The organism is Exiguobacterium aurantiacum DSM 6208, from assembly GCF_000702585.1.
Lineage (GTDB): Bacteria > Bacillota > Bacilli > Exiguobacteriales > Exiguobacteriaceae > Exiguobacterium > Exiguobacterium aurantiacum.
This window is the reverse complement of the sequence record NZ_JNIQ01000002.1, coordinates 13,992-34,550: the sequence shown is the minus strand read 5'-3', so window position 1 is coordinate 34,550 and position 20,559 is coordinate 13,992. Positions and strand designations below refer to the sequence as shown.

Below are 20,559 nucleotides of genomic sequence, written 5' to 3'. Positions count from 1 at the left end.
AGTATTATATAAAAGTATCAATCACATACGAGTGATACTTTGGGAAAAAAATAAAATAGTCCAATTCACTTGACCGTGTACTATGGTACACGGTTTATAATATTCATGGGGTGAAATAAGATGATTTATCGCATTAGTGAGTTTGCAGATAAATGTGGAGTTAATAAAGAAACGATCAGATATTACGAGCGAAAAAATTTATTACAAGAACCTCACCGAACGGAAGCTGGTTATCGGATATATTCATATGATGACGTTAAGCGTGTTGGGTTTATTAAACGAATACAGGAACTTGGTTTTTCTTTAAGCGAGATTTATAAATTACTTGGTGTTGTAGATAAAGATGAAGTTCGTTGTCAAGATATGTTCGAATTTGTTTCTAAAAAACAAAAGGAAGTGCAAAAACAAATAGAGGATTTAAAACGAATTGAAACTATGTTAGACGACTTAAAACAACGATGTCCAGATGAAAAGCAATTACATTCGTGTCCAATAATAGAAACATTAACATGAGAGATTAATTAACGAAAGGAGCTTTTTTATGAATAAATTTAAGGTAAACATTTCAGGAATGACTTGTACGAGTTGTGAAAAACACGTAGAATCAGCACTTGAAAAGATAGGTGCTAAAAATATTGAGTCTAGTTATCGTCGTGGTGAAGCAGTATTTGAACTGCCCGATGATATTGAGGTTGAAAGTGCAATAAAGGCGATTGATGAAGCAAATTACCAAGCCGGAGAAATTGAAGAAGTATCATCACTAGAAAACGTGGCGTTAATTAATGAAGACAATTATGACCTTCTTATTATTGGTTCTGGTGCTGCTGCCTTTTCTTCGGCAATTAAAGCTATAGAATACGGTGCAAAAGTTGGAATGATTGAGCGTGGAACGGTTGGGGGAACCTGTGTGAATATTGGCTGTGTTCCGTCAAAAACTCTTCTTAGGGCAGGGGAAATCAATCATTTATCAAAAGACAATCCGTTTATAGGTTTACAAACATCCGCTGGAGAAGTGGATTTAGCTAGTTTAATCACGCAAAAGGATAAATTGGTGAGCGAACTTCGGAATCAAAAATATATGGATTTAATTGATGAATATAATTTTGATTTAATTAAAGGTGAAGCAAAATTCGTTGATGCTAGTACGGTTGAGGTCAATGGGGCAAAGTTATCTGCAAAACGCTTTTTAATTGCAACAGGTGCATCGCCTTCGTTGCCCCAAATTTCAGGACTTGAAAAAATGGACTATTTAACTAGTACAACACTTCTTGAGTTAAAGAAAATACCAAAACGATTAACTGTAATTGGTTCAGGATACATTGGAATGGAGCTTGGACAACTATTTCATCATTTAGGTTCAGAAATAACGCTTATGCAAAGAAGTGAGCGACTTTTAAAGGAGTATGATCCTGAGATTTCAGAGTCAGTTGAAAAAGCGTTAATTGAACAGGGTATAAACCTTGTCAAAGGGGCAACTTTTGAGCGTGTTGAACAAAGTGGAGAGATAAAAAGGGTTTACGTAACAGTAAATGGCAGTAGAGAAGTCATTGAATCAGATCAGTTACTTGTTGCCACTGGAAGAAAACCAAATACGGATTCTTTAAATTTAAGTGCAGCAGGTGTTGAAACTGGAAAAAATAATGAAATCCTGATCAATGATTTTGGTCAAACAAGTAATGAAAAGATTTATGCAGCAGGAGATGTGACTTTAGGACCACAATTTGTATATGTAGCAGCCTATGAAGGTGGAATTATTACTGATAATGCTATTGGTGGATTAAACAAAAAAATAGATTTATCGGTAGTTCCTGCTGTTACGTTTACGAATCCGACGGTTGCAACGGTTGGTTTAACAGAAGAACAAGCAAAAGAGAAAGGGTATGATGTGAAGACATCTGTATTACCTTTAGATGCTGTTCCAAGAGCAATTGTAAACCGTGAAACAACCGGTGTATTTAAACTAGTAGCAGATGCAGAAACACTAAAAGTATTAGGGGTTCATATTGTATCTGAGAATGCAGGAGATGTCATCTATGCAGCATCATTAGCTGTTAAATTTGGCTTAACGATAGAAGATTTAACAGAAACCCTAGCACCATATTTAACAATGGCTGAAGGGCTAAAATTAGCTGCACTTACGTTCGATAAAGATATTTCGAAATTATCTTGTTGTGCAGGCTAAGGGAACTTTTTTACAACTCCCTATTCAAGTGAACCAGCTAATGCTTTAAGGGATTTTCTAAGTGCATTTGTGGTCACAAAAATAATTTAACACTGATGATTTCGACATCAAATCTATAATTGATACCTTAACACCGCAGAGTAATAAAGGATGAATAATATGTCAGACTTATTATCCCTACCATACATTAAAACAATAGAACCGCCACAAGAAAATGAAACCGATATGATGTTTAAAGTTGAAGCAGTCGGACCACCTGAACGTTGTCCTGAATGTGGTTTTGACAAGTTGTACAAACACAGTTCAAGAAATCAACTAATTATGGATTTGCCCATTCGTTTAAAGCGAGTGGGCTTACAATTGAACCGTAGACGATACAAGTGTCGTGAATGCGGATCTACCTTCTGGGAACGCCTAATATCTGTAGATGAAAAGCGTAGTATGACCAAAAGGCTTTTAAAGTCCATTCAAGAGCAATCCATGTCTAAGACCTTTGTAGAAGTCGCAGAAAGCGTTGGTGTTGACGAGAAAACCATTAGGAACGTTTTTAAGGACTATGTGGCACTCAAAGAACGTGAATACCAGTTTGAAACTCCTAAGTGGCTTGGGATAGACGAGATACATATTATCCGTAGACCTCGGCTTGTATTGACTAATATTGAACGCAGGACTATTTATGACATCAAGCCTAACCGTAACAAGGAAACAGTCATCCAACGTCTTTCAGAAATCAGTGACAGGACTTACATTGAGTACGTCACAATGGATATGTGGAAGCCCTACAAAGACGCAGTGAACACTATCCTTCCACACGCTAAAGTTGTCGTAGATAAGTTTCATGTAGTTAGAATGGCTAATCAAGCCTTAGATAACGTCAGAAAGTCTTTGAAAGCCCATATGAGCCAAAAAGAAAGACGTACCCTTATGCGTGAAAGGTTTATCCTTCTAAAGCGTAAACACGATCTAAATGAACGTGAATCATTCCTCTTAGATACTTGGTTAGGTAATCTTCCTGCTTTAAAAGAAGCCTATGAACTCAAAGAAGAGTTTTACTGGATATGGGATACTCCTGATCCAGATGAAGGTCATCTTCGTTATAGTCAATGGAGACACCGTTGTATGTCCAGCAACTCTAAAGACGCATATAAAGACCTCGTGAGAGCCGTAGACAACTGGCATGTCGAAATATTCAACTACTTTGATAAAAGGCTCACTAATGCTTATACGGAGTCAATTAACAGCATTATTAGGCAGGTAGAGCGAATGGGTAGAGGTTACTCGTTTGATGCCTTACGAGCCAAAATCCTTTTCAATGAGAAGCTCCATAAAAAGCGTAAGCCACGATTTAATTCAAGTGCTTTCAATAAAGCTATGTTATACGATACTTTCAATTGGTATGAAGTGAATGATCACGACATTACAGACAACTTTGGTGTCGATTTTTCCACACTTATTAAGAATTTGGAGAAGGGTGATTTATAAGCCCTTTTCCACCATGAAATCCGAATACCCTTTATTTATTTAGGAGTCAGTATGTACTTTCTCACAAAAGATGAAAAAAATTAAAGAAGTACAAAAATATATAATGTCTTGATGTTTTAGGGAGCTATTCTTTGATGATAAAGTTAATGAGAGCTAATCAGGATTTTATTTCATTTTTAGGGAAGTCTGTGTCACGAAATAATTTTCGTGACACAGACTTCGAACAACCGCCAGGGCGTTAGTCTATCGATTGTTCGACGTGAATGATTGCCTCGAACGGCACATGGATGATCCCGTCCCTTTGATTGGCCAGCTCGACGGTCCGCTCCATGTAGTTCGTGCGGTGCACGAACCCCTTGAATCGTTTCATCTCCCGCTCCTCCACATATCTCACCTCCACCATATTCCCGCTGAAGATCGCGTCATTCAGCACGTTTTCATAGACCGATAGGACCTGTTCGTCGATATCAGGCATCTCGATCTTTTGAATTTCTTTATAGTATTTCGTCAGTAGGGCTCTGTGTTCGGGCATGAGAAATGGGATCCATTTCAGCTCACCCCGGTCGCGATACATCGTCATAAAAATCATCCTCCTAATAATACGAACGTTTGTTCCTATTTTATACCCGGTTTATCTCGTTTGAACAGTCTTTTTAAAGATTTGTGATCCGTGCGTCCTGTTTCCGTACTCTAGCTCGCTGGTCGTCGGTGCAAGGGACGTCAAAAAAATGACGCGCCCTCCGGCCCGTCTTCCTTCGCTTTTGGCTCAAAGCAAGGCTTTTCGCTCGTTGGCTACGGAAGCCTGGTCCTTCGTTTGCTCTACGCATTTTTTTGAGGCTCTCCCTGCGGTCGCCCTTGCACCGTCTCCCGACGCTCGCTGCGTTCCCGTCAACAGGACGCACAACGGTGTTCGTTCTGAGGACAGCTTATCCGAAAGGGGACAAACCATCATGGAACTATCGTCAATCATCGAGGTCATCCGTATCAAACAAGAGGTTCGCGAGGAAATGGTCGCCCTCAAGCACGCCGTCATCCAATCACCCGACAATGCCCGACAAATCGGGGCATCGTTCATCGGGGATGATGACCGTGAGGTGTTCCTCGTCATCATGTTGAACACGAAAAATCGGGTCATCGGCGTCCATCGGGCGCACGTCGGGAGCGTCAATTCGAGCGTCGTCCACCCGCGGGAAATCTTCAAATGCGCCATCTTGAACAATGCCTCGTGCATCATCGCCTGTCACCAACACCCGAGCGGGGACCCGAGCCCGAGCCGGGAGGATATCCTCGTCTCCGAACGGTTGCATGAAGCGGGTGACCTCATCGGCATCCCGGTGCTCGACCATCTCATCCTCGGTGCGGACGAGTCATATGTCAGCATGAAACAGCGAGGTTACATGGGTTGAATGGAAAGGAGCGGGGCCGGTGAACCGGTCCTGTTCCGTCCGGTAAGGGCAAGGAGGAAAAACATACGTTTTTCTTTGACGGATTCGGCGACTCGCTTTGCTCTCGCCTGGATCCAGAATTCGGATCCGGGAAAAGGAATGTTTTCGCGTGGCGAAAACAAATGATTTGGTGAGAAGTCAAAGGCATAAAGAAATCATGTTGCTCTGTCTTTTCATGAATGTGTATTTGAGATGTTTGGATTGATGAAGAAATGAGTGCTTGTTTGGTGAAAATCGTCGTTTTTCCTACGTAAGCCCTGGGCTTGTTTCAAACAAGCCCAGGGCTTATATGAAATAAGCCGAGATGTCGAGTGGTCAGATTCAAGGTATCGTTGAGCTATCAACAGGAGAGGATGATTCAAATGAGTCACACATTGGGCCAGCAAACGATTGAAGAGATGAAAGAGGTATTACTTAGAAGACTTCCTGAACGGATGGACATCGATCCTGAGGCCTTCGAGTTGGTGAGCATGGATATCCTTTGTGAAGTGAAAGAAGGGGAACGATTGAAACAGATGACGGTCTTCTTTAATACGAACACGCTTCAAGTACATAACTGATTGTTTCAAAATGTATACATGTATACTTGTAGATTTGTATACGTGTATACATTTATTTTTTCTCACGTGAGTCTTTAACGAGGCGTGAATCACATAAGTATCGAGAATCGGTCTATAAAGACTGAAAGGGTGAGACGTGATGGACGAGGGGATACTTGATGACTATGCGTTCGAAGGGTTGGATCCGTTCGTCCGGTTCGATGAGGGACGGAACTCGCCTTATTTTCGCGTAGTGATCTATCTGGATGCGGAAGAGCATCCGATCAAGATTGTGTATCTATATGGGACATGGGTGGTGGCGGATGGGGACGTCAGTTTCGTCGTCTCAGAGCTATCACAGGGTGTATTCGAATATGAAGTGATGCATGTCCATTGGCTCATCAAGTATCGGTTCGAGGATTGGGGGATGTCTGAAGACGGGGCATGGGAGAAGGAATGGTGATTCGGGCTCATGCGTGAGCGTCTAGCGCCCTATGGCGAAGTCGCTCATCGCACCGCTGCCCCCCTGACGGCCCGATAACAAGAGCTGCTGGCTCACCGCCGCATCTCTATATTCCTGGCCCTTTCTGACGGGAGGCACGGAGCGTAAGGGCAACGTCAAAAGACAGTGCGTGGACTGATCTGTAGAACTGTTGGCGAATGAAAAAGGTGTTCAACGAAAGGTTGAATCCAAACAATTAAGGACAAAAACGTTTGCATAACGTAATGAAACCCAATACTGCCCGAATCTTGTACATTAAATTCAGAACTTACATGAAAATAAGGTTATTTCACTTACTAGGGAAGCATCACGGGAATATCAACCGACATGAAATTCTATTTGTAATGAATGAGTTGTAAAAAGTCAACTGACGTAGTAGTTTTTCTCCGCAGAATCGAATTATCAAGCAATCTAAATTTTCACAATCAAGAAAGTAGAAACATTCGCAAAGAGCAGAAAAAATCCATTGAGGCATTGAGCAAGTCAGGAACATTACGAGGAATACTTCAAATTGAGAGCTGAATGGTATTTTTAACAGCTACCTTGACAAATCTATTACCAAACAACTGAAATATGTGACTCTATGCCCCCTTTAAAAGTGGCATGCCAGGTGGGGTAACTACAAAGCCACTAAAACAGAGGAGCGTCATTCCTAATTTGGAAAACGCTCCTCTGTTTAAAATATTCTAAATTTTATAATGAGCCTTGTATAGAAAAAAATTATTCTAAAATATTTTTCTAAAATATTTTTCGGATTGAATTTTATCGTAACCCGCTTTAAGTTTAGAGAATTTAATTGAGAGATATTATACTGAGCTATGAAATTCATCAATAGATATTTGAATTATTTTGTTCCACTATTGTCCCAAGCTCTATAATGATTATCTGAATTCGAAACACTAAAAGTTGCTGTTACAGTTTTACCTTTAACTGCAACTGGACCTTCACCTCCAATAGTAATCGTTGTACTGCCGTGATTATAAAAATCACCATTAATCATCCACCAAACTGAAGTAGTTCCTGTGATTTTAGCTTTAATTACACCATCGAATTTTTTTGAATTAGTTTGGCTAGGCTGAATTATACCAACATCTTCTATGTATTTGTACTGAACAAATGATCCAGAGCTATATGTCCAAATAAAAATTTGTACAGAAGGTTTGTAAGAGATTCCGACATTTTGTGTAATTGTAACTCTATGCATTCTATTTACATTTGAAGATACAGCTTGAGTTGATACTAGACTACTTCTAGTGGAAAAGCTGGATGGAGTCGTACCTGATAATTTAGAACGATTAGGGTGTATTCTTTTAACTTCTTCTTTAGATAAACCCTTCTGTTCAGCAGTTTCTGTTACAAACTGATCATATGTAACTTCTTCAACTGTTACATTACCTGTTTTTTCTAGGTCCTCTAAATTGTTTAAATCTATCAATTCTAGATTTGAAACACTGCTAGTAGACTTCGATGAGGACGCTTGTGTCTCATCGGGATTAATGAATACACCACCAATAATTAACATAGAAGCACATAAAGAAGACGCAAATACTTTTCTCATTTCAGTTCCCCCTAAATTTTAGTAATATTATTTTCCGAACACTATCACTATAACACCAAGTAAAAAAATGTTAAATAAAATTTTATAAATACATTATTTATCTTTTATTGTATTTTTGTGGCTCATCACCATAACTCGTGGTTGCTATTTTGACGACCGATCTCGAGGCGCAATCTTAAAAAGAATCGTTCGAGGTTTCGATAGCCATAACCACGGCGTTTGATGAGCTTGATCTTGTTGTTCGTCCCTTCCATCTTCCCGTTCGACAACCTTGACACGATGGTCTGGCGCATTGCTTGCTCTCGGACCCGGATCGCTTTCGCGATCTTCGCTAAGGGCCCGCACGGATGGAACTGATAACGGTCCAACCAGTCCGTCAGCCGCCGTTGCGCCTGTATCTCGCACGTCGCCTTCAGCACATACCGGATATGCTGGAGCCCTTGATAGAGGTTCCGAATGAATGGATCTTCCTGAATACAGGAACGGGCGACCTCCCGGTCTTCCCCAGTCAGCGTTTCCGGGCGACGCGCGAGCGAACGATCGATCACGCGAACGTGGTGATGGCGTCTTGCCTCGTTCAAAAAACGACGCCGTCGGCGAAGAGCGTCCGTGAAGAACTGGACGAGGTGGAACCGGTCCAGCACATGTTCTGCCTCCGGGAAGACATGGTTGATGGCCTTCGCCATCGCCGGTGCAAAATCACTGACGACAGAACGGATATCCCCGGATATGTCTTGAAGTGCTGCCGTGATGGCTGCCACGTCCCGGCCCGGGACAATGGACAGAAGCTGTCCACTCTTGGCATCGAGGACAATCGTCGCATAGTGGTGCCCCTTTCTCGTGGCGAACTCGTCGACCAGGACATGCGTTGCACGCTCCATCGTCTCCACTGAAGCGTACTGATAGAACCAGCGCTCCACCGTCGTATAAGGGAGGCCGTACTCGCGTGCGACATCTGAGATCGTCCGTCCGTGGCAACGTTTTGCGATGCCTTTCCGGAAAACCTCGGTGGAAGTGCGGACGAGCCCGAGACCGTAGTCATACACGAACGTCAAATCACAAGAGGTGCATCTTTGACGTGGGACATCCAGTTCGATCCAGAGTACACCGACGTTCCACGCATGACCGTGTCGAAAGCGACGCCGCTTTTTCGAATGCTGGATGGTCTTTCTCTGGCAAAGCGGACAAGGGATGTCATGTCGACCCGGGATGACCGGAAAAACGTTTGGTTCTTCGTCTGACGACATTTGGATCTGAAAAAGGGCTGGAAGTGGAAGAAGTAATTTGATAAACTGTTGGGACAAAGCGAAAACTCCAATCGTGGTTTGTCTAAGCAACAATTACGATACCGGGGTTTTCGCTTTTTTTCTATGTTCAATTCAAAATCCGATGGATTTTATGTGTCAACCACACCTTATGGTGATGAGCCATTTTTGTTTAATTGAAGCATGGTATATAATAAAGTAAGAACAAATGAAAGAGCAGTTAAAAGGTTAGATATTTATGAAAAATGTATTATTTATTAAGGAGGAACACACTCTTATGAGGAAACTAATTACAGGAGTTTTATTTTCGGTTTTATTAGTGGGCTGTGGTAACCCAAACTTTCATTCCCAAGAAAAAAATATGAATCATCAAGTGGGAAATTATGAAGGAAGAATCTTAGAAATTGCTGTAATAGGTGATCAAGAACTCCCTGAGATAAATAATGTAAAATATGAAAACATCAAATTAAGTGCTTTGGACCATAATGTGTCTACATTTGACGCAATAATTATTACTGAGAGTGCTTTCTCTGAGGCCGACAAAGAAAAGTATGTCCCTTTCTTCAACACAGTGAAATATCCAGTTTTCTTTTTTGGCACTGAAGGATTTATGGACTTTGCTTTTGTAAGTGAAAATACTACGATGGAAATGGCTGCTAATGAGGAAAGTGGTTACGTTCAAGGTTTTAACGGTCGAAATACGGAAGATAGTATTTCTTGGAGATTTTTCTTACCAGATGGCCCGGAAAAAGATGAGGTTAAAGATAAAGAGCTTCTTGTGAAAGTATTTAATGTAATTGATGGTTTAAAAGAAAGTTGATTTGTTTTAAATTGTATCTAAATTTCAATAGAATGAACACCATTCAGCCGAATGGTGTTTTTGTTTGGAAGTCATTCACCGATTTCTGATTAATTTGAAGTGGATTAAGATAACATCTTAATTTAATACAATGTTTATGGTATTTTTTAATAAAATCATCATTGTATTAAAAGGGGGTTCATCATGTATACGATTGACGAAGCATTTGAAATCTTATCGAAGAACAAGCTCACAAGCCATAAGGAGACGGTCCGCAACTGGGTACGAAAAGGCGTGATCCAGGCAGAACCGCTCGAGTCGCGTAAAAAAGGTTATCGGATCAGTGAGGAGGCGCTCGAACAGTTCATCAAAGAACGGATGCCGGAAGGGTGGGAGCTGTATCCGGAGTCGGTGACAGGGGAAGCACGGGATGTCATCAAGAATGAAGAAGAGGCCCCGTATCACGTCGAAGTCGATGTAGAAGCGATTAAAGAGCGGGCCCGCGAGGAGATGTGGTACGAGCTTCTCGGTAAATTCGTCTTTGAAGACTATTTTGTCCTGAAGAAATCGGAGGTCAAGGCTGCTGTCGAGCATATGCGCTATTCAAAAGAGTTAGAAGCCGAGGTGTGGGAACGTTGCTCGAAGCACACGTGGGGCCACGCAACACCTCGAGTCCCGTTCCTGCTCGGATATTTTATGTTCGAAGGAGAGCGGATTCCCTTCAATAAAGATTTTGGTGGAAGAGATGAACAGATCATCCACGCGTTAATCGAGAAAATTCGGCTCGATAAAGTGAACCGAAAACGTAAATGAATATAAAAAGACATTCTCTTAGAAATGGAGGATGTCTTTTTATACAATCATCATTGTTTTAATTTTTAGGGTAAAATCATTCCCCGACCATTCCGTCGTTGTCGTTATCACGCATATAGGGGTAGAGCTAATGGTCGCTCATGATCGGCATCGTGAAACCGGCGTCTTTCGCTTCCTGGATCGTCACCTGACCGTTTCCATTCGTATCTACGCTCGAGACATCGCCTGTGGCTTCAGGTGCAGCTGCGGGTTCCGGTTCACCTTCTGTTAGGCCGAGTGCGGCGTTCACCTCATCCGGGTTAAAGTTGTCGAAGGAATCGGTGACGACATTTCCTCTGACCGTATAGGTGTATTGGTAGTGTGACGGAATATAAGTTTTCGTATCCGGATATGTGATGATTGCCTCGAAGTAGGTCGCGCCACCGGCCTTGCGGATCACGTCCTCCATATAGGCCTGGTCCCCGTAGCGGTTGAGCGTTCTATCTTGTGGTGTGATGTTGTAGGCGTTCGAGACGCCCCCGAGCGAGTCGGCGATGACATGACCCTCGTCAAGCTCATCGTGTTCGACGCCCGGCACCTTCGCTTCGTCGTGGTAGTAGCGGCCATCCGAGGTCACATCTTCTGTGTCGTCATCTTGCAGGATGATTTCTTCAGCCACCACCCTCACAAGCTGGCCATGTTCGTTCGTGAACGCCCAATACTCGCGATCCCCATATCCGATATCGACGACGACGTTCGCCTCACGGTATCCGGACAAATCCCCACCATCAACGTCAATCAGTTTATAGCCGGAGAACAGCTTATTATCCGAGTTAGTGACCGTTTCCTCGGCTTCTGCAGGCTCTTCTGCAGTCGTCTCCGTATTTGAGTCGTCTGTGCTCGTTTCAGTCGTATCGACGACTTCTTCTGTTTGAGTAGCATGCCCTCTGCTTTCTCAATTGTAGAAGGGGTGTCTTCACTGGTACAACCGGCCATCAGCAGGATGGCCAAAGGGATGACTAAGTATGTAAATTTCATTTTGTTCTCCTTATAGCATGTATATATGTAGATGAGTCAATACAATCTATGTTCAATTATATCCTCCGCATGTTTACGATGCGCCAATCCTTCACGTTTTGTTCGTCCATATGTTGAGTGACGCGCTCAATCATTCTAAATCGTTCGCGCTGACAAAAGTTGTAGGCTTCTTCCGGTAATGGCAGTTCTACCTCAATTGTGACTTTCACTTTTTTTCTTCGTTTGTTGAATCGACTGAGCAAATGATGTTCCAGCTTCGTGATGAACGCGTCATCGCCAACACCCTCTTCTGACTTCAGTACGCCGGTAATCTCAGGACTGATTCCATCAAGGTGGTGTTTGATTTCAAACGGTGTCGCATCCAAGTACTCGCAAAGGTGATCAAAGCGTAGTATCTCTGTACCGTGATATTGCTGAATCCATTCTTGAAGTCGCATAAGGAGAACCCCTTTTTAGTTCAAGTGTACCTTGTAGGGTTGTAACAAACAGTGACGAAGTTGTGTACAGCGTGTTTAGGGTGCCGCACATGAGACCTGTTCGAATTCATATTCTGTCCTTCCTTAAAAACGGACTTTGTTCCGGATCTTCATCTCTTCCAACTTTGCCTTTTTCACATCAGGATCAGTGGTGAACCGATAGCTGCTCCCCTCATGGATCCAGGTCTCATCAAGGATGATGCCGTTCATAATGTGACGATACGGCATGGCGGTGCATAACGTGTATCCCTTCAAATAGTATGCAGCTTCCTGAATGGAGACACACTCTTTTAATTCCACCCCGTCTTTAAAAATCAGGACCGGTTTATACGTCTTGTTTATTGCGATTGGTTTTCGTAAATCCATTTCTCTCACTCCTCCTGTCATCACACCTTACCTATTTATGTATGTGGTCAACCTCAGGAATTAGAAGCAATTTAACAAATAGCGGATTATAATAAAGGTATGTTGGATAATTTTACAATAATTTTAAAGTGGAGTGATAAAAGATGAATAAATTGATCAAGATTGGGAGTGCAGTTCTATTTAGTGGAGCGCTATTGGTGTCGCCATACGGAGAGGCATCTGCCGCTGCGAGCATCAAAGTCCATTACATCGATGTCGGGCAAGGAGATGCTATCTACATCAAGATGCCGAGCGGTGAGGACGTCATCATCGACGGGGGGAACAAAGGAAAGGGCGATGCCATTGTCGCCTATCTCAAGAAACAAAAAGTGGATGACATCGAAGTATTGATCTCGACGCATCCGGACGCGGATCATATCGGTGGATTAGATGAAATTTTGGATGCCTACCGTGTCGAGAACGTCTACGCGCCAAAAGTGAAGCACACGACCCAAGCCTACAAAGACTTCCTTCAAGCCGTTAAACGGGAAGGGAAGACCATCAAAACGGCACAGGCCGGCGTGAAACTACCGATCAAAGGTGTCAGTGCGAAGTTTGTGGGTCCGGTCAAAGCCTACTCGAACAGTGACTTGAACAACTGGAGTGCAGTCCTTCATGTCACGTACAAGAAGAACACGTTCTTGTTCACAGGGGACGCGGAACACGTTTCTGAGAAGGACATGATGGCGAAGAAACAGACGCTCCGAGCGGATGTCTTGAAGGTGGGTCATCACGGTGCGAAGACCTCGACAAGCAGCACGTTCCTGAACACAGTCAAACCGAAGCATGCCATCATCAGTGTCGGGAAGAACAGCTACGGGCATCCGACGTCCGAAGTGGTGACGAACTTGAAGCGACAAAAAGCGAACACGCTTCGCACAGATAAGAACGGTACGATCATCATCACGGGGAACGGCTCGAGTTACGCCGTGAAGAAATCAAAATGAAGCGACGCAGAGGAATCATCGATCGATTTGAAGGGGACTTGGCTGTCGTCGAATTCGGAGAAGTGATGGAAAATATTCCGAAGTCACGATTTCCTGAATCGATTCAATCTGGAGACGTGTTTTGGTTTTATGAAGATGGGCGAGTTGAGATGGATACAGAGGAAAAGCAACGGTTATCGAAAGAAATTGACGATTTGATGGATGAACTTTGGGAAGACTAAATATTTAATATTGTATTGGAGGCCGATTTAATGGATAATGCCCAAATTAATGTGTCAGGTATTAGAAAGTCTTTAAACACTCAAAATAAAGCTAAATTGGATGATTTAAATCGCAAAATTGAACCTCTATTGTCTAGAACTAGTAATCTGCTAACTAATTATACAGAGCATACACTCAAGCATTCTCTAGGTGTTGAGCAGGTTTACGATATTATTTTAGATAACAACTTTGATTTATTGAATGAAGAGGAAAAATATCTTTTAATAGCGGCTACCTTGCTTCATGACGTTGGTATGGTAGGACGAAAAGAAGAATTAAATGAATTAGGGTATGAAGAATATAGAAGAAAAGGTCATCATAGTTTTTCTAAGATGGTCATAAAAAGTGAAGCGGCACTTTTAAATTTTGATAGGGTAGAAGCTAATTTAATCGCCGATATTGCAGAAGCACATAGAAAAATTAATTTGGACTCTTTAGAAGAACATGTCCCTTCAGGTATTGGTGGGAGTGTAAGAATGAGATTATTAGGAGCTTTGATTAGATTTGCAGATGAACTTCACATTACAAATGATCGATCTTCTGAACTGTTAGTGAACGTACTATCACCAGATAAATTTAGTATGAAACATCATAAAAGGCACCTTGATGTTGTGGGTGTAAATAGAAGTATCGAAAACAGAAAGAACATTGAAATTTCTGCAATTATTGATGATTGGGAGTCAGAACAATTAATGCAGGAGATGTTCCAAGAAATTTTAAATAAATTTTCAGAAGTAAAAGCTATTTTTGATGCTAACAATATAGATTTAGATAAAGTGGAAATGAAATATAGAGATGAAGTTTTAGTCACGAAAGAAGTATATTTAGAGCTTTCTTCTTGCGAACGTACACTGTTCGAGTTACATGAAAAGTTACAAAATAGAAGCAACGCAACCATAAACAAAGTAGTTAGTAATTTAGTTGAAACTAGTTTGATTTCCATCAATGATACTGAAAAATACCATCTTAATAGTGATGGGAAGACATTTAAAACAGTCTTTAATAGTCTCATGCAAACAGAAAACATTTATAAATTTATTGATTCAAGTTATGTAACTAATAATATTGGGGCAATATTTGATGAGATTGCACTAAATATTTATTCTCATAGAGTATTTGATGGTGATAGAGATGATAGATTATTGTTAATAAAGAATTCACCAATTGTTTTAGATCATTTATTGAACATGCAAGAAATGGATCATACATTAGGGCAGTTAGATCGTTCAGTAATTCTAGATTTGCTTATTTTAAATGGCTATATGCAAGACGTTGCTGTAAATCCAAATCTATCTAAAAATGACGAGAGTATTTTTGCTATGCAAAATATTCAAAATAATATTCATAAACACTTAGGCAGTTTTTTGAGACTGATTCAACATATGGATAAGAAAACCCTTGATGAAAGTCAAAGTAGATTAACTGAATCACTAGAAGACCAAAAAAAAAAAGATGATGAACTAAAGCAGCCGTCTATAAGTTTTAAAAGCACCTCTAAAGCAAGTGATTTACCTCATACAAATTTGATGTCAATCTATCTAGCTTCAGCTGCATCGGGAGAATCTTTTAAAATTTATAAAGACATTTCAGTTACAGAGAATCAAAATATTGAATTGATTGACGGAGAAAAGCTAGAGGCAATGGACTTTGTACAATTAGAATTTTCTCCACAGCAACCTGATATTCCATTGTTAAAGAATGATTTTTGGTGTGCAATTGAAGAAGATAATGTTAATCGATCTTTATATTTTAAGATTAATGAAAAAGGACAGAATTTAACGGAATATCCATTCATTTTGAAGCTTTCATATTATTCTCAAACAAAGATAAATTTCAATATTGAATGTACGCCTTTCTCTAACGCTTCAGATTATTTAAAAATGATATTAACTTTAGAGAAAATTAATGCATTGGACTATAGACGAGTTTATTTCAAAGATTCAGAAGATAAAGTATTCCTTACCTCATCTTGTCCTAAAATCAACAAATCATTCAATGGAATTGAAAAAGACATTTTAAATAAGATTATTGAATTAGAAGGGAAACTAGAAAAGTCACTCCCATTGCCTGATGAATTAAATCATAATGTTTCTTTGAAATTAGATAAGTTACTTCAAGAAATCGACGAATCTAATAGTATCCACATACTAAAAAAGTATGAAGAATTGAATAGTAGAGCAAAATTGACACTCCTTGAAATTGAATTGCCAGGTTCAACAGAAGAAAAGCACTTCAGGAGAATAATCACCCAATCCCAAGGGTGGATTAAATATAAGTCTTTAGGAATTAAGGCTTTATCTAGTCAATCATCTGAATGGAATCAGGCAGTTAAAGACCAATCATCTATCAAGTTGAGAATGCACTTTCGAAAATATAGTTCAGAAGAACTTTTTTCGAAACTGATGACTGAAAACAGTGCTCTAATAAAAATTTTCGGTATCCACAGAGAAGCGAATTTGAGTGAAGAAAGATTAAGAACATTTGTAGAAATAGATTTTGAATCAGCAGTGGATAACGTTCAGAAAGTTAAAATCAAAATTGAAGAAATCGATGACAGATGGAATGACATAGAGGAACTATATGACACACATGATTATGTGAAATTAATCCCCTATCTAGAAGAATTTAAAATTGATGAAACTACCTTAGCATATGCATATGTTTTAGTTGAACGATTTGACGAGGCAATTAGATTAGCAAAAAAAGTAGTTCAAGATGATATGAAATCTGTAGCTCATATGACTATTGGGTTAGCTTATGTCGGTAAAGGTGATTATAAGGCTGCCTATGACTCTTATTTTCTTGGTACTAGAGTATGCTCGCACCCATGGTACCCATATGCACGAGATAATTTTATAAACTTTTTGCAAGTTAGAGGAATTAAATTAAATGACGACTTAAGAGATATAGAAAAACTATTAAGTACAGAGCGTTCACCTCAGAGTTTAAATTCGAAGTGTTACTGTAACTCTAAAAAGAAGTTGAAAAAATGTCATGCAAACATATCCAATTTCTGAAATGAACTTAGTTAATAATTAATGACATGTTAAGATAACAAAGGCGTATAGCGAATGGAGGTTATGAATCTCCATGCTATATGCCTTTGTGTTAAATTAAACGTTCAATATTCAAAATGACTGTTCGTGACAAGGTTTTTTTTTCTTTCTCGACCAACACTTCATGCCAATGGTTTTCAAGCGATTTCAGAAGTGGTTTTTCAACCTTATTATTTTTCTCTAAATCATGTAATGGATGCACGGTACGTTCAGGGTCGAAGTGACCACTGACCAATGGTTGATTCGGTAATGCGATTGTATAAGCCACAAGCTGATCTTCACTGAAGTCATGATTATTGGCGATACCGAACTGTTGAAACCCGAGACCCATGCCATGAATATACATGAGCGGCTCATCGACGCGATCCATCTTCAGGTTCGTTTCGAGGGTCGCTTTTGCGTTCAGGTAGTTCTCAATATCCTCGGGAAACACACGCTTTACGGCATGGACGCGCTCAAAAAGATTGAGGTTCGCTTGTTTCCATCCTATGCCCATGCGTCGGTCGAGTTGCTCCAAATACTCGAGTGGGCTCTGTTTTTTCTCCTTTTGCAAGGTATTTACCTTTTCTAAGTGTGACTCGATATGTTCGAGGAAGCCTGCGGACGTCTGATGGACCTCCTGCAACAGTTGTTCCTTGTCGAGGAGTTCCTTGTCTTTCGTCCAACCAGCCAAGTAGGACAGTGAGAAATCATCCGTCGGGAACCCGAGTTGATGCGAGACGACATAAGCGACCATCTCGGCCTGGAACTCCTTCTCGGGTGCCGTGAGTGGTTTGTCCCGCTCAAAATTCCGCTCCTGGTTGTGCAGCTCCGCGTGGGCGAGCTCGTGGATCAGGACGCTGATGTCCTCGATAGATGTGTTCCGCGGGTTTAAGGCGATCGCATGTAGCTCCGGATAGTAACATCCTTTCGCTGTCCCGATTTCGTCGAGCGGCTCCTCCAATAGAGTCACATTCCGGGCATCCGCGAGCGTCGTCAAGGCGTCACGGATGTCTTGTTCGTTCTCGAGCCCGCCGTCCCGGTGATATCGTTTGAAGATGTTCGAGACCTCAATTCCTTTCTCGCGAGCGTCGGTCTGCGTGTACTCGAACACGTGACCAATCTTGAAATACATCATCTTTCGTGACGGGATGCGCCCTTGTTTGACGCCTTCCTTGATCGGCTTCGGTGTCTTGCTGAGCGGTACCCATTCATCTTTGTGTAAGGCGTATGTCACTGGGTTCGGGACGAATACCTTGATGCCACGCTCACCTTTTTGGACTTGTGCGCCTTGCTTCTCCCAAAACGGATAAGAACCGACCGCGACCGCGCCGGGGAACTGGGACTCGATTAAGACCGCGTTCCGCATCGAGTATTGATGGAACTTGCCGAGGAACTGTAGGTGTTCCCGGATCTTCTCTGGACTCTCGAAGTAGCTGTCGATCTGTTTTCCCATTTGTTCCGTCAAGGCCTCGAGTTCGGCCTTCCGTTCTTCGTTCGTCTTCATCTTGGCCATCATGTCAGACTCCTTCCTTCAACAAGTCGGTGACAGATTCATCACTATCCGCAAAATCGTTCAGTTCACGCTCGAGGTGAGGCGACGTTTCGGGGATGTCGAGTAACAGCCGTGTCCGCTCGAAGTTGACGGGAAGTAAGACGATCTCGTCTTGTGCGATGGCGGTTAAAAGCTGATGCTCCGATATTGGTATCGGGATGTCGTAGCGTTTTCCATAGATGAGGACAGTGACGTTTTCGGGTTGAAGCGTCAACAGTTGGCCCATCGTGAAGGGACGGTCAAGTGGTCGCATAAGATTCATCCTCTCTCAAAAGTTAAAGTGTCCTTCTTCTGTTTTTGATGCTCGATACGTTCCTGGACGACACGTTCCGCCGTCGCGAGGAACGTCGGCTTGAACTGGTCCGTCGTCATGATGTCCTCGATGCCCTCGGTCTGCATGAGTGCCTGCAGGAGCTCTGTCAGGATTTGCCCATGACGGTCAGAGCGGTTCGCGGCGAGTCGTATCCGTTCGAGTTCCGTCGATATCTGCTCGTTCACCAACTCCTCGATACGGTGGGAAACCTGTGTGCTGATCGAGCGGGTGAGGAACTGCATGTCCCACTTCTCGTCGGCCAGATGTTTATGCTCGTCTGCGATATGGTCGATGACCTGACCGAGATGGCCGAAGCGTTTGTCGTCGGCGAACTCCTCCAAATACGCGACCGTCTCCGGCTTTAATCGAAGACGGATTTGTCTCAACTCTTCCATCGTCCTCCCTCACTTTCCATATTCGATGTCCCGTTCCAACTGTTCGAAAGCCCGTTGATTCTTCAGGTGTTCGAATTCGTCGTTCATATGCCGCTCGATCCGGTAGAGTGATTCGTTGAATATCTTTTGTTGTTTGAATGCACGTCTGACCGGATGTTTTGGAGCTCCATTTTTCTCAACTATCGTTTGTTCTTTTGACAAGTCGCGCATCTCGGAAAGGATGGCATTCCCCATCCGGGTGTAGAGGTCCTGTCGCTTCGTCGTCCGGTAACGCTCGGCCTTCTCCGTGTCGCCGTAGCTACTACGATGGAACGACACCTCCTGCTCTAGCCCCTCGTTGAAGGCTTGAAACTCTGATTTGAAATGAATGTCGATATAGCGGTCGGTCAGACGATCGAGCGATTCACGGAGCGGCTGCATCCCGTTCATGTTATAGCGCCACTGTCGTTTGTCTTCCGGCAATCGCTCATAGATGTCCTTGAACTGACGGACGAGGTCGGGATGCAGGACACGGTTCGGGAGCGATTGAATCTTCTTATTCCGTTTATGGGCGACTAGTTCGTCTCTTATGAACGCGTTCAGTTTCTCCTGTTCTTTCGTCCGGTCGGCGAGGGAGTGGATGACCTTCGACTTCATCAGCTCGATCGATTTCGGTTTGCGTTTGCCGCGCTCGCGCATATGGCTCGTCTCGACGATGGCGACATGCACGTGGATGTTGTCGGTGTTGTAATGCAAGGCACCGGTCCAGTAGGCATGGACCATCTTCTCTTTTTGGAGCATCGCCTCGACCGCGTTCCGTGTCGCCTGGATCAACCGTTTCTCATCGACGAGGTCATCGTGGAGCACACCGGTCTCGCGTAGCCAGGTGTTATCGAATGAGATGACGTCCTGCCAGAGGATGCTCCCTTTCTCTTGCGCTTGCTTGAAGATGTCGCGGACGGCGCGACGTTTTTCGTGGTTCAACCGGTCGTCCTCGCGTGTGAACAGACCGCTCGACTTCGTCTCGTCTTCCATATAATCATGGTACGTCTCGAACTGTTCGCGGCTGTCTTTCGCGTCTGGACGATTGATGTAGTCGAGGTACGTCGTGTACTGCCGCGATTTCTTTTTTGTACTAGGCACCTTGAACTTCGACTTGATGACGACACCGGGTGTCTCACGCATCCTGCATCACCTCGTTCAACAACCGGGTCACTTCGGCGAGCTCGTCCGCACTCCGTTTCAGGTGGAGAGTGTTCGCCTCGAGCTGTCGTTCCAGTCGCTCGACCTGCGTCGATTGGATACCGTTCGCGCACCAGGAGGCAAGCAGTTCTTTCAAGTATTGTTGCCGGGAGAGATTGTGTTCCTTCGCCCATTCATCGATCTGCTTCACGATGACGGGGTCGATGTCGCGGAGTAACAGATCCATTTGCCTGACCACCTTTCTAGAGGCTGTATATTGCCAATGTCCTAAAAGTTCGTTCAAAGAGCATAAGGGGAAACTGCTATCCCTTGTCGTGATAGCCCAGGCAGAGCCTGGGGTTTCCGTGATATCACCAAAAGTCCGAAAACGGCACGAAATGTGCCAGTA

Annotated in this window: 21 protein-coding genes and 1 pseudogene; 11 read left to right on the top strand and 11 right to left on the bottom strand. The window is 42.7% G+C overall.

Annotated elements, in window-relative coordinates:
• Positions 1-120: 120 nt before the first annotated feature.
• The 3 genes from merR (at position 121) to P398_RS0115525 (ending at position 3,664) form a co-directional block, all read left to right on the top strand.
• A complete protein-coding gene (gene merR, locus P398_RS0115535; RefSeq protein ID WP_001863748.1) occupies positions 121-513 on the top strand; it encodes an Hg(II)-responsive transcriptional regulator in 393 nt (130 codons plus the stop codon).
• Between the two features lie 28 nt (positions 514-541).
• Positions 542-2,182 carry a mercury(II) reductase gene (gene merA, locus P398_RS0115530; RefSeq protein ID WP_029336139.1) on the top strand — a complete coding sequence of 547 codons (1,641 nt, stop codon included), beginning with the start codon at positions 542-544 and terminating at the stop codon, positions 2,180-2,182.
• A gap of 159 nt (positions 2,183-2,341) precedes the next feature.
• On the top strand, positions 2,342-3,664 hold the full coding sequence (locus tag P398_RS0115525) for an ISL3 family transposase (protein WP_029336138.1): 1,323 nt from the start codon (positions 2,342-2,344) through the stop codon (positions 3,662-3,664).
• 238 nt (positions 3,665-3,902) lie between these two features.
• Here P398_RS0115525 and P398_RS0115520 read toward each other — a convergent pair whose 3' ends face one another.
• A complete protein-coding gene (locus tag P398_RS0115520; RefSeq protein ID WP_029336137.1) occupies positions 3,903-4,244 on the bottom strand; it encodes a YolD-like family protein in 342 nt (113 codons plus the stop codon).
• Positions 4,245-4,614: 370 nt separating this feature from the next.
• Between P398_RS0115520 and P398_RS0115515 the strand changes: the two genes are divergently transcribed.
• The 3 genes from P398_RS0115515 to P398_RS0115505 all read left to right on the top strand — a co-directional run bounded on the left by P398_RS0115515 (position 4,615) and on the right by P398_RS0115505 (position 6,111).
• The gene (locus P398_RS0115515; protein WP_034799662.1) at positions 4,615-5,070 is read left to right on the top strand and encodes a JAB domain-containing protein; all 456 of its coding nucleotides are present in this window, start codon (positions 4,615-4,617) and stop codon (positions 5,068-5,070) included.
• 401 nt (positions 5,071-5,471) lie between these two features.
• Positions 5,472-5,669 carry a hypothetical protein gene (locus P398_RS0115510; protein WP_029336134.1) on the top strand — a complete coding sequence of 66 codons (198 nt, stop codon included), beginning with the start codon at positions 5,472-5,474 and terminating at the stop codon, positions 5,667-5,669.
• Between the two features lie 139 nt (positions 5,670-5,808).
• The gene (locus P398_RS0115505) at positions 5,809-6,111 is read left to right on the top strand and encodes a hypothetical protein (protein ID WP_029336132.1); all 303 of its coding nucleotides are present in this window, start codon (positions 5,809-5,811) and stop codon (positions 6,109-6,111) included.
• 883 nt (positions 6,112-6,994) lie between these two features.
• Here the strand turns inward: P398_RS0115505 and P398_RS16850 are convergent.
• Positions 6,995-7,708 carry a hypothetical protein gene (locus P398_RS16850; RefSeq protein ID WP_147287426.1) on the bottom strand — a complete coding sequence of 238 codons (714 nt, stop codon included), beginning with the start codon at positions 7,706-7,708 and terminating at the stop codon, positions 6,995-6,997.
• Positions 7,709-7,833: 125 nt separating this feature from the next.
• On the bottom strand, positions 7,834-8,955 hold the full coding sequence (locus tag P398_RS0115500) for an ISL3 family transposase (protein WP_235263469.1): 1,122 nt from the start codon (positions 8,953-8,955) through the stop codon (positions 7,834-7,836).
• A gap of 256 nt (positions 8,956-9,211) precedes the next feature.
• On the opposite strand from P398_RS0115500, the gene P398_RS0115495 reads away from it, so the two are divergent.
• Complete coding sequence (locus P398_RS0115495) at positions 9,212-9,793, top strand: hypothetical protein (protein ID WP_152548632.1); 582 nt, start codon at positions 9,212-9,214, stop codon at positions 9,791-9,793.
• Positions 9,794-9,976: 183 nt separating this feature from the next.
• Positions 9,977-10,585 (top strand): helix-turn-helix domain-containing protein, encoded by a 609-nt coding sequence (locus P398_RS0115490; protein ID WP_029336128.1) that lies wholly within the window; start codon positions 9,977-9,979, stop codon positions 10,583-10,585.
• Between the two features lie 127 nt (positions 10,586-10,712).
• Here the strand turns inward: P398_RS0115490 and P398_RS16230 are convergent.
• The 3 genes and pseudogenes from P398_RS16230 to P398_RS0115470 all read right to left on the bottom strand — a co-directional run bounded on the left by P398_RS16230 (position 10,713) and on the right by P398_RS0115470 (position 12,444).
• Positions 10,713-11,602 (bottom strand): annotated as a pseudogene (locus P398_RS16230) (DNA/RNA non-specific endonuclease).
• A gap of 56 nt (positions 11,603-11,658) precedes the next feature.
• Positions 11,659-12,039, bottom strand: coding sequence for a hypothetical protein (locus P398_RS0115475; RefSeq protein ID WP_029336125.1), 381 nt, complete (start codon positions 12,037-12,039; stop codon positions 11,659-11,661).
• A 123-nt stretch (positions 12,040-12,162) separates the two neighbouring features.
• The gene (locus tag P398_RS0115470; protein ID WP_029336123.1) at positions 12,163-12,444 is read right to left on the bottom strand and encodes a hypothetical protein; all 282 of its coding nucleotides are present in this window, start codon (positions 12,442-12,444) and stop codon (positions 12,163-12,165) included.
• Between the two features lie 143 nt (positions 12,445-12,587).
• Between P398_RS0115470 and P398_RS0115465 the strand changes: the two genes are divergently transcribed.
• The 3 genes from P398_RS0115465 to P398_RS0115455 are packed head-to-tail and all read left to right on the top strand — an operon-like array spanning position 12,588 to position 16,708.
• A complete protein-coding gene (locus tag P398_RS0115465; RefSeq protein ID WP_029336122.1) occupies positions 12,588-13,430 on the top strand; it encodes a ComEC/Rec2 family competence protein in 843 nt (280 codons plus the stop codon).
• Complete coding sequence (locus P398_RS0115460; RefSeq protein ID WP_029336121.1) at positions 13,427-13,651, top strand: DUF3006 domain-containing protein; 225 nt, start codon at positions 13,427-13,429, stop codon at positions 13,649-13,651. Before P398_RS0115465 ends, P398_RS0115460 begins: the two co-directional genes overlap by 4 nt.
• A 30-nt stretch (positions 13,652-13,681) precedes the next feature.
• Positions 13,682-16,708: an HD domain-containing protein gene (locus P398_RS0115455; RefSeq protein ID WP_029336120.1), complete on the top strand. Its 3,027-nt coding sequence runs from the start codon at positions 13,682-13,684 to the stop codon at positions 16,706-16,708.
• A gap of 91 nt (positions 16,709-16,799) precedes the next feature.
• On the opposite strand, the gene P398_RS0115450 is transcribed toward P398_RS0115455, so the two are convergent.
• From P398_RS0115450 to P398_RS0115430, 5 genes are read right to left on the bottom strand one after another with little or no spacing between them, the layout of a single operon-like run.
• Complete coding sequence (locus P398_RS0115450) at positions 16,800-18,242, bottom strand: ImmA/IrrE family metallo-endopeptidase (RefSeq protein ID WP_160151248.1); 1,443 nt, start codon at positions 18,240-18,242, stop codon at positions 16,800-16,802.
• Between the two features lie 4 nt (positions 18,243-18,246).
• Positions 18,247-18,534, bottom strand: a complete 288-nt coding sequence (locus P398_RS0115445) for a hypothetical protein (protein WP_029336118.1) — start codon at positions 18,532-18,534, stop codon at positions 18,247-18,249.
• Positions 18,535-18,539: 5 nt separating this feature from the next.
• Positions 18,540-18,989, bottom strand: a complete 450-nt coding sequence (locus tag P398_RS16465; RefSeq protein ID WP_051638970.1) for a hypothetical protein — start codon at positions 18,987-18,989, stop codon at positions 18,540-18,542.
• A gap of 9 nt (positions 18,990-18,998) precedes the next feature.
• Positions 18,999-20,153 carry a MobP2 family relaxase gene (gene mobP2, locus P398_RS0115435; protein ID WP_029336116.1) on the bottom strand — a complete coding sequence of 385 codons (1,155 nt, stop codon included), beginning with the start codon at positions 20,151-20,153 and terminating at the stop codon, positions 18,999-19,001.
• Entirely contained in the window at positions 20,146-20,397 is a 252-nt protein-coding gene (locus tag P398_RS0115430; protein WP_029336114.1) for a hypothetical protein, read from the bottom strand. The genes mobP2 and P398_RS0115430 overlap by 8 nt, the downstream gene beginning before the upstream one ends.
• Positions 20,398-20,559 lie beyond the last annotated feature (162 nt).

Coding starts and splice junctions, on each gene's coding strand:
- P398_RS0115490 (WP_029336128.1), top strand. CDS start 9,977: ATGTATACGATTGACGAAGCATTTGAAATCTTATCGAAGAACAAGCTC.
- P398_RS0115445 (WP_029336118.1), bottom strand. CDS start 18,534: ATGCGACCACTTGACCGTCCCTTCACGATGGGCCAACTGTTGACGCTT.
- P398_RS0115510 (WP_029336134.1), top strand. CDS start 5,472: ATGAGTCACACATTGGGCCAGCAAACGATTGAAGAGATGAAAGAGGTA.
- P398_RS0115470 (WP_029336123.1), bottom strand. CDS start 12,444: ATGGATTTACGAAAACCAATCGCAATAAACAAGACGTATAAACCGGTC.
- P398_RS0115500 (WP_235263469.1), bottom strand. CDS start 8,955: ATGTCGTCAGACGAAGAACCAAACGTTTTTCCGGTCATCCCGGGTCGA.
- P398_RS0115430 (WP_029336114.1), bottom strand. CDS start 20,397: ATGGATCTGTTACTCCGCGACATCGACCCCGTCATCGTGAAGCAGATC.
- P398_RS0115475 (WP_029336125.1), bottom strand. CDS start 12,039: ATGCGACTTCAAGAATGGATTCAGCAATATCACGGTACAGAGATACTA.
- P398_RS0115495 (WP_152548632.1), top strand. CDS start 9,212: ATGAAAAATGTATTATTTATTAAGGAGGAACACACTCTTATGAGGAAA.
- P398_RS0115465 (WP_029336122.1), top strand. CDS start 12,588: ATGAATAAATTGATCAAGATTGGGAGTGCAGTTCTATTTAGTGGAGCG.
- P398_RS16465 (WP_051638970.1), bottom strand. CDS start 18,989: ATGGAAGAGTTGAGACAAATCCGTCTTCGATTAAAGCCGGAGACGGTC.
- P398_RS0115520 (WP_029336137.1), bottom strand. CDS start 4,244: ATGACGATGTATCGCGACCGGGGTGAGCTGAAATGGATCCCATTTCTC.
- P398_RS0115460 (WP_029336121.1), top strand. CDS start 13,427: ATGAAGCGACGCAGAGGAATCATCGATCGATTTGAAGGGGACTTGGCT.
- P398_RS0115455 (WP_029336120.1), top strand. CDS start 13,682: ATGGATAATGCCCAAATTAATGTGTCAGGTATTAGAAAGTCTTTAAAC.
- merA (WP_029336139.1), top strand. CDS start 542: ATGAATAAATTTAAGGTAAACATTTCAGGAATGACTTGTACGAGTTGT.
- P398_RS0115505 (WP_029336132.1), top strand. CDS start 5,809: ATGGACGAGGGGATACTTGATGACTATGCGTTCGAAGGGTTGGATCCG.
- merR (WP_001863748.1), top strand. CDS start 121: ATGATTTATCGCATTAGTGAGTTTGCAGATAAATGTGGAGTTAATAAA.
- P398_RS16850 (WP_147287426.1), bottom strand. CDS start 7,708: ATGAGAAAAGTATTTGCGTCTTCTTTATGTGCTTCTATGTTAATTATT.
- mobP2 (WP_029336116.1), bottom strand. CDS start 20,153: ATGCGTGAGACACCCGGTGTCGTCATCAAGTCGAAGTTCAAGGTGCCT.
- P398_RS0115525 (WP_029336138.1), top strand. CDS start 2,342: ATGTCAGACTTATTATCCCTACCATACATTAAAACAATAGAACCGCCA.
- P398_RS0115450 (WP_160151248.1), bottom strand. CDS start 18,242: ATGGCCAAGATGAAGACGAACGAAGAACGGAAGGCCGAACTCGAGGCC.
- P398_RS0115515 (WP_034799662.1), top strand. CDS start 4,615: ATGGAACTATCGTCAATCATCGAGGTCATCCGTATCAAACAAGAGGTT.